This is a genomic window from Pseudomonas sp. XP1 (assembly GCF_053557675.1).
This window is the reverse complement of record NZ_JBNRIJ010000042.1, coordinates 1-2,664: the sequence shown is the minus strand read 5'-3', so window position 1 is coordinate 2,664 and position 2,664 is coordinate 1. Positions and strand designations below refer to the sequence as shown.

The 2,664-nt window shown below is 62.5% G+C and carries 4 protein-coding genes; all 4 read left to right on the top strand.

What is annotated here, in order from left to right:
• The first annotated feature begins 120 nt into the window (after nucleotides 1–120).
• The 4 genes from ACK1U9_RS23360 (at nucleotide 121) to ACK1U9_RS23345 (ending at nucleotide 2,508) form a co-directional block, all read left to right on the top strand.
• Nucleotides 121–525: a MarR family winged helix-turn-helix transcriptional regulator gene (locus ACK1U9_RS23360; protein WP_046617187.1), complete on the top strand. Its 405-nt coding sequence runs from the start codon at nucleotides 121–123 to the stop codon at nucleotides 523–525.
• Between the two features lie 63 nt (nucleotides 526–588).
• Nucleotides 589–1,791 (top strand): MFS transporter, encoded by a 1,203-nt coding sequence (locus ACK1U9_RS23355; protein WP_046617188.1) that lies wholly within the window; start codon nucleotides 589–591, stop codon nucleotides 1,789–1,791.
• Nucleotides 1,788–1,910, top strand: a complete 123-nt coding sequence (locus tag ACK1U9_RS23350) for a hypothetical protein (protein ID WP_256573786.1) — start codon at nucleotides 1,788–1,790, stop codon at nucleotides 1,908–1,910. Before ACK1U9_RS23355 ends, ACK1U9_RS23350 begins: the two co-directional genes overlap by 4 nt.
• A 46-nt stretch (nucleotides 1,911–1,956) precedes the next feature.
• A complete protein-coding gene (locus ACK1U9_RS23345; protein WP_108481922.1) occupies nucleotides 1,957–2,508 on the top strand; it encodes a glutathione peroxidase in 552 nt (183 codons plus the stop codon).
• Nucleotides 2,509–2,664 lie beyond the last annotated feature (156 nt).

The window sequence follows — 2,664 nt, the reverse complement described above, 5'->3', positions numbered from 1 at the left end:
GGTGGGTGCCCGGCGATGGGCTGCGTAGCAGCCCCATTAATGCGATGTGGCAGGCATTAGGGCAGAGGGACATAGTGAAATCTCTTGCAACACACATGACGCGGGTATATACACGTATTCATGTTGACCAGTGAATGCATCTGCACCCATCTGCGTCGTGCCGCCCGTGGGGTGAGCCGGCATTACGACGAGGCCCTTGCCGGCTTCGGGGTCAATGTCGCCCAGTTTTCCCTGTTGCGTCATTTGCAGCGGCTCGATCGCCCTAGTATCACCACGTTGGCAGAGGCAATGGGCCTGGAGCGTAGTACCCTGGGCCGCAACCTGCGGGTGCTGGAGGCTGAAGGGCTGGTGGCCTTGGCCGATGGTGACGATCAGCGCAACCGTGTGGTGCTGCTGACCGAGGCCGGTACCCAGCTGCTGCACGCTGCCCATCCAGCCTGGGAACAGGCACAGGCCGAACTGGTGGAGCGGCTGGGGGCAGGGCAGCGGGATGAACTGGTGCGTTTGCTGAACCAGCTGGCTTGAATTGATACGACTATAAGCGGGTATATACCCGTAAAACCTTGCGATGTGCTGGAGATAACGACAATGACTTCGGTGTGGCGAACCAGCGGGTGGGTATTGGTGGGGGCAGCGCTGATTCTGGCACTATCCCTGGGTGTACGGCACGGCTTTGGCCTGTTCCTGGCGCCGATGAGCGCGGACTTCGGCTGGGGGCGTGAGGTGTTCGCCTTCGCCATTGCCTTGCAGAACTTGATCTGGGGGCTTGCGCAGCCGTTCGCCGGCGCCCTGGCCGACCGCATGGGCGCGGCGCGGGTGGTGATCATTGGCGGTATTCTCTACGCTGCCGGGTTGGTGCTGATGGGCATGGCCGACTCGGCCTGGTCGTTGTCGCTGAGTGCCGGCTTGCTGATCGGCATCGGTCTGTCCGGCACCTCGTTCTCGGTCATCCTCGGCGTGGTTGGGCGTGCCGTGCCGGCTGAAAAGCGCAGCATGGCCATGGGCATTGCCAGCGCTGCCGGTTCTTTCGGCCAGTTCGCCATGTTGCCGGGCACCCTCGGCCTGATCCAGTGGCTGGGCTGGTCCGCTGCGTTGCTGGTGTTGGGCCTGATGGTGGCGCTGATCGTGCCCTTCGTCGGCCTGCTGCGCGACCGGCCGCTGCCCACTCACGGTGCCGAACAGACCCTGGGCCAGGCCTTGCGCGAGGCGTGCTCGCACTCCGGCTTCTGGTTACTGGCGCTGGGCTTTTTCGTTTGTGGTTTTCAGGTTGTGTTCATTGGCGTGCACCTGCCAGCCTACCTGGTCGACCAACACTTGGCCGCGACCACCGGCACAACAGTGCTGGCGCTGGTAGGCCTGTTCAATATCGTCGGTACCTTCACCGCTGGCTGGCTGGGCGGGCGCATGTCCAAGCCGCGCCTGCTGACCGGATTGTACCTGCTGCGTGCGGTAGTGATCGTGCTGTTCCTCTGGGCGCCGGTGACTGAAGTCAGCGCTTACCTGTTCGGCATCGCCATGGGCCTGCTGTGGTTGTCCACGGTGCCATTGACCAACGGCACGGTGGCCAGCGTGTTCGGCGTGCGCAACCTGTCCATGCTTGGCGGTATCGTCTTCCTGTTCCACCAGTTGGGCGCCTTCCTGGGCGGCTGGTTGGGCGGAGTGGTGTATGACCGCACCGGCAGCTACGACCTGGTCTGGCAGATTTCCATCCTGCTCAGCCTGCTGGCTGCCGCCCTCAACTGGCCCGTGCGCGAACGCCCGGTCGCCCGGCTTCAGGCTCAGGCTGCATGAACCGCTACGTGGCGCGAGGTCTACTGGCCGTTGCCGCCCTGTTGCTGCTGGCGCTGGTGTGGTGGGGTTGGCACAAGGGCGGGATGGCGTTGATGCAACTGGGCATGAGTGTTTGTTAGACGCTACCCTGCAAGTTCAGGAATTGTCTTGCGGGAGAAACGAGTCATGCGTGCACATTGGTTGACGGTGCCGGTGCTGGCCCTGCTTGCCAGCGCATCGAGCTGGGCTGCCGATTGCCCGGCGTTGTTGCAGGGTAGCCTTCCAGAGTTGCGGGGCAAGGGGCAGGTGGACCTGTGCGAGCGCTTTGCCGGCAAGCCGCTGGTGGTGGTCAACACGGCCAGTTACTGCGGTTTTGCGCCGCAGTTCGAGGGGCTTGAGGCGACATACAAGGAATATCACGAGCAAGGCCTGGAAATGCTTGGTGTGCCGTCCAATGACTTCAAGCAGGAGGACGCTGACAGCGAAAAGACTGCCAAGGTCTGTTATGCCAATTATGGCGTGACCTTTACCATGACCAAGACACAGGCGGTTCGGGGCGCGGATGCGGTACCGCTGTTCGCGGAGCTGGCCAGCCAGAGCAGTGCGCCGAAGTGGAATTTCTACAAGTACGTGGTGGATCGCAAGGGCAAGGTGATCGGCAATTTCTCCAGCCTGACCAAGCCGGATGATCCTGCGTTCCGCGCCGCCATCGAAAAGGCAATTGCCTCGCAGCCATAACCTGGCTGTTCTTGTTCTTGCTCTTGCTCTTGCTTGGGCTTTTGCTTTTAAGCGCGCGGTAGTTCAGGCGCTGCCGATTGCGACTTCAGGAGGCCGAGCGGAGGGACTGCGGAGGGAGGTGACGGGCATGGATGCCCGTCAAGCGCTGAGGCCCCA